Raw genomic sequence first — 4,847 nt, forward strand, 5'->3', positions numbered from 1 at the left:
GTATATTCGCGGTCGTATGGGGCAACCGTTTTAACTTTAATTGGTTTACCAACGGTAGGTGCGCTAAATAGCGCGTGGTTTAAGCCAAATATTAGTAAGTATAATATTAATAAACGGGGTAGGGGAAACGACATTATAATCTTTTTGGGGGTTTAAATAAGTACTGAAATATAGCTTACCCGTAAGGCAAGCGAAAAAGCAGATATAAATTATCTTTTTAGATTAATAAATCAAAATCAATTTTGAGAAAAAGACAAGTTAAACCGATACCATTTCCCGTAGAACAAATATTTACTTCTTTTTGCGATTAGTCGGCAGCAATTCCAGGGTAATGTCTTTATAATAAACTTCGGCTTTGCCGCCGCCGTGAATTTGTAAGGCAATTAAGCCGGCTTGTGGAATGGATTCATCGGTTTCGGTATAATCAACGGTTTGCACGCTGTTCAACAGAATTTGTATACGCCCGCCCTGGCTGCGTACTTCGTAATCATTCCAATCGTTGGGCCGGAGCAAACTTTTTATTTTAGTTGTGTCGGCGGTAGCCAGTAATTTATTTCGCCGCGATTCGTCGTACAAACACCCCCAGTAGCCTTTGCCAATATCTGCCTGGTAGCCAACCATTTCGTAAGCGGGGTTGGCAATTCGCTGGCTATGAAATTGTACGCCACCGTTTATAAATCCTTCGGTTCCGGTAAGTTTAAATTTTAATTTCAGGTTGTAATTAGTATAGCTTTTGGAGGTACTTAAAAATTCGTTGTGGGGTACTTTATCGGTAAGCGAACCGCCCACCAAAGCGCCGTCCTGGATGCGCCAGGTATGCAGGGTATCGCCATCCCAACCCCGGAAAGTTTTGCCATCGAACAACCGAATCTGTTTGGGTTTAGGTGGGTAGATGAAGTTAGAAACATTGGCGACTAGAAGAGTTATGAGAAGTAGGAATAAATTCATGTGGTGGTAGGGGGAGTTATTTGTAAACTGGTACAATTTTAATTAAATATCATACGCTGCAAAGATTTTGTTTTAAATATTTAATGAAGAGCATGTTTAAATTTTGTTTAAATCATCCAATCCCGTCCTTTCGGAGGAATCTAATGGGCAAGTAACCGATTAGATTCCTCCGGAAGGACGATGATTAAGGGTATGGCATTTGCATATCACTTTTAACCAGTATGGCTTAATATAATAATTTATTCAAGATTTAAAGTTTAAACATGCTTTAAAAGCGGGGTAGACAAATTTTTACTATTTCAATCGGTTTTGCTTCCACTGTTTATAGTATAAGTAAAGCGTATAGATTAATATATACAGACATATTAAACCGAAAATTACTACCGCACGTTCTGCTTCTTCCGATGAAGTACTCGCCGCATCTCTGAATCTGCTAAAAGAAAGAAGTAAGGCAGAAAAGTAGATAAGAATCATATTTATTTTAAAATAAGCCTGAAAATTAAAATTTAAGGAGGTATTTATTCCGGGATAATCTAGCTGATTATAACAGCAGAATTATATAATATTTTACTATCAATCTTTTAAAGAAATTGATACAATAAAATCAATAATGAAATTATTTCAAATTTAAACAGTTATTGAATTGTAGTTATATAATTATAGAAGCTGTTTAGTATTTGTAAAAAGCATGAACAGTTTGCCCTGGCCGTGTGTTTTCACCGGCAAGTAGTCGGGCAAAAGCTAAAGGATTGGCGGTGATAACACCACCAATGGCAGCGGTTAGTCCCTTTAGTAAAACACTAAACAAGTTCAGTATAGATTAAAATTTATTATTTACTACTTAGGCTTTACAAATATTCACTAGAATATTTATCTTAACCCGTTCCGCTTAAATCCTGCCTATGAATCGTGTTATGTTTTTGGTGCGTGTTTCTAAATATTACCTAAGCTGTTTGCTTTGCCTGGTATTGTTACATAGTGCCATTATTACAGCAGCCCAAGCCAAAACACCTTTTCCCAAAGGCACGAAGCGGATTTTATTTCTGGGCAACAGCATTACGTATGCCGGCCAGTATATAACCGACCTGGAAGCGTATTTTGTTACCCATTATCCGGACCAGCGCTACGAGTTTATAAATGTGGGCTTGCCCAGCGAAACGGTTTCGGGATTGAGTGAACCCAACCATGCCGACGGCAAATTTCCGCGCCCCGACTTACACGAACGTTTAGCCCGCGTACTAGAGCAGGTTAAACCCGATGTAGTATTTGCCAACTACGGCATGAACGACGGCATTTACCTGCCCTTCGATGAAGCCCGTTTTAAAGCTTTCCGGTCGGGTATGCTGTGGTTACACGCGCAACTAGAAAATGCGGGCGCTAAAAGAATTATTCATGTTACGCCTCCGGTGCACGACGATAAAGAACTAGGCACCAAAGGCTATAATCTGGTTTTAGATAAATATGCTGCCTGGTTGCTCAGCCAAAAAGATTCGTTAAAATGGGAGGTAGCCGATGTGCATACGCCTATGACCGAATATTTAAACGCCCAGAAAGCCGCTAACCCTGCTTTTAAGCTGGCAAATGATGGGGTACACCCCGGCGATTTGGGTCATTGGCTCATGGCCAAAGCAATGCTGCAGTATTTAGGCGAGCCAATAGCAGACGCACCCGATGTTTTTACCACTTTACAGGTAAACCCACACCACGCAGTCATTTATAACCTGGTAAAGCAACGCCAAAGCTTTATGAAAGATGCCTGGTTAAGTTCTACGGGTCACAAACGCCCCGGCATGAAGCCCGGTATGTCGCTAACTGAAGCTCGGCAAAAATACGCCCAAATAGAAAAACAACTCCGGGCCACCTTAAAAGGTAAAGCGCCCACCGGGATAATTATACCGACAGATAAGTAAGCAAAAACTTACCAGTATATAATTACTTTAACTCCTCCACCATATCATGGAGTAAGGGTAAAGTAATTTCTTGTTTTCTGTATCTCATAAGGTTTACTAGCAAAATATTCATTTCTATTACAGAAATTAAATCAGATCAGCCGCGCAGCAGCAAAAAAAATTACCCGGATTATTCGTGTTATAAATATTTTTTGTATTATGGAGAAGCTGAAAATTAATTACTTAAGCGGAAAGAGGCCAAATGGCTGAATGTTGGGGCGGCGTGTTTTAGCTGCTGCTGTTGCTATTTACAAGTACTTGCTTTAACTGTTTAATTACTACCTAATATTTAAATATTTGATGACAACTACGCTGCCGAACCGCTCTTTTATAAAATTAATATTTATTTGGTTATTAATTATTTGCCTGGTTCCCGTTAAAGCAGCCATAAAAGAAAAAATAAACTGGAAAAAAGTAAAGGTACTGGTTTACACCAAAAACGGTAAAGGCTACGTGCACGATAATATTCCGGCCGCAGTTACTTGTATTCAGCAGCTAGGGCAGGCGCACGGGTTTAAAGTAGAGGTATCGGATAAGCCGGAAGTATTTTCGCCGGAAACCCTGAACCAATATACCTTGCTCATATTTACCAGTACCAACAACGATGTTTTTGATACCGACCAGCAACGCCTGGCTTTCCGGCGGTATATACAAGCCGGCGGCGGGTTTGTAGGCATTCATTCGGTTACCGGCACCGAACGAAACTGGACCTGGTTTAAACAAATGCTGGGCGGTACTTTTGTGTGGCACGCCAAAAATCAAAAGTTCAGAGTAAATATTATTGACCCGGCACATCCTACGGCGCAAGGGTTGCCCCGCATTTGGGAAAGACAATTTGGCGACGAATGTTATTTTGCGAAAGAGCTATACCCAGGCATTAAAGTTATCATGGCCCACGACCTTAGTTCTATAGATCCCCAAGAAGCCGATAAAGTAGCTCAGTTTTCAGCCCCATTCCGGCAATTTTATCCCGCGGTTTGGCACCAGCAGTTCGATGGCGGCAATATTTGGGTAACCACTTTGGGCCATAACAAAGAATATTACCAGGAACCGATTTTTGTAAAACATATTTTCCAGGGAATCCGGTTTATAGCCGGTCAGGCCCAGAAACTAGATTACACGAAAGCTTACGCCGACGCGCGCGATACGCCCGTACGGTATTAAATAATCTATCCAGTATATCCACCACAAAATATTAGTTATGAAAGATTTAACCACCCGTACTTATAGCCGGCGCGACTTTGTAAAAGCCACCGCCAAAGGCGTAATTACCACCGCCGCCATCACCGGCTTCCCGACCATTGTACCGGCCTCGGTATTCGGAAAAAATGCGCCCAGCAATAAAATAAATATTGGGCAAATTGGCTGCGGGCGCATTGCGCGGGGCCACGACCTGGCCGAAACCTTTAAGTATGATGTTGCCCGCATAATGGCCGTGGCCGATGTGGATCAGAATCGTTTAAAAAGCGGCAAAGCGCTTATTGAAGGCTGGTACGATAAAAAGATGAATAAAACCGGCTACCTGGAGGTAAAAACCTACGACGATTACCACCAACTGCTAGCCAATAAAGAGATAGATGCGGTTATCATTAGTACCCCCGACCATTGGCACGCCCAACCGGCCATAGAAGCGGCGCTGGCCGGTAAACACATTTATCTGCAAAAACCGACCTCACTCACCATTGAAGAAGGCCGGCAAATGAGCGATGCCGTGCGCAAATCGGGCGTTACATTTCAGTTGGGTAGCCAACAGCGGTCGGTAAGCCCCTGGCCGCAATTTAAAAAAGCCTGCGAGTTGGTCCGGAATGGCCGCATTGGTAAATTGAAAACCGTTCACGTGGGTTTGCCTTCGGACCCCGCCGGCGGTGATACCACCGAAATGCCCTTGCCGGAAAATCTGAATTACGACATGTGGCTGGGTTCTACGCCTTATATTTATTATACCCAAGA

The 4,847-nt window shown here is 42.4% G+C and carries 4 protein-coding genes; 3 read left to right on the forward strand and 1 reads right to left on the reverse strand.

All coding sequences use genetic code 11. The annotated features are described in order from the left end of the window. Nucleotides 1–291: 291 nt before the first annotated feature. A complete protein-coding gene (locus ACO1R6_RS11500) occupies nt 292–948 on the reverse strand; it encodes a 3-keto-disaccharide hydrolase (RefSeq protein WP_486264878.1) in 657 nt (218 codons plus the stop codon). Nucleotides 949–1,850: 902 nt separating this feature from the next. Here ACO1R6_RS11500 and ACO1R6_RS11505 point away from each other — a divergent pair. The 3 genes from ACO1R6_RS11505 to ACO1R6_RS11515 form a co-directional block, all read left to right on the forward strand. Further along, nucleotides 1,851–2,858, forward strand: coding sequence for an SGNH/GDSL hydrolase family protein (locus ACO1R6_RS11505; RefSeq protein WP_486264880.1), 1,008 nt, complete (start codon nt 1,851–1,853; stop codon nt 2,856–2,858). 339 nt (nt 2,859–3,197) lie between these two features. Continuing rightward, the gene (locus tag ACO1R6_RS11510; protein WP_486264882.1) at nt 3,198–4,061 is read left to right on the forward strand and encodes a ThuA domain-containing protein; all 864 of its coding nucleotides are present in this window, start codon (nt 3,198–3,200) and stop codon (nt 4,059–4,061) included. Nucleotides 4,062–4,098: 37 nt separating this feature from the next. Further along, nucleotides 4,099–4,847: Gfo/Idh/MocA family protein (locus ACO1R6_RS11515; protein WP_486264884.1), on the forward strand; the 749-nt coding region annotated here is incomplete at its 3' end.

The sequence above is a fragment of the Adhaeribacter sp. genome, from assembly GCF_057359045.1.

Bases quoted from the DNA above. Each gene is read 5' to 3' on its own strand.
- ACO1R6_RS11500 (WP_486264878.1), bottom strand. From the start codon at position 948: ATGAATTTATTCCTACTTCTCATAACTCTTCTAGTCGCCAATGTTTCT.
- ACO1R6_RS11505 (WP_486264880.1), top strand. From the start codon at position 1,851: ATGAATCGTGTTATGTTTTTGGTGCGTGTTTCTAAATATTACCTAAGC.
- ACO1R6_RS11510 (WP_486264882.1), top strand. From the start codon at position 3,198: ATGACAACTACGCTGCCGAACCGCTCTTTTATAAAATTAATATTTATT.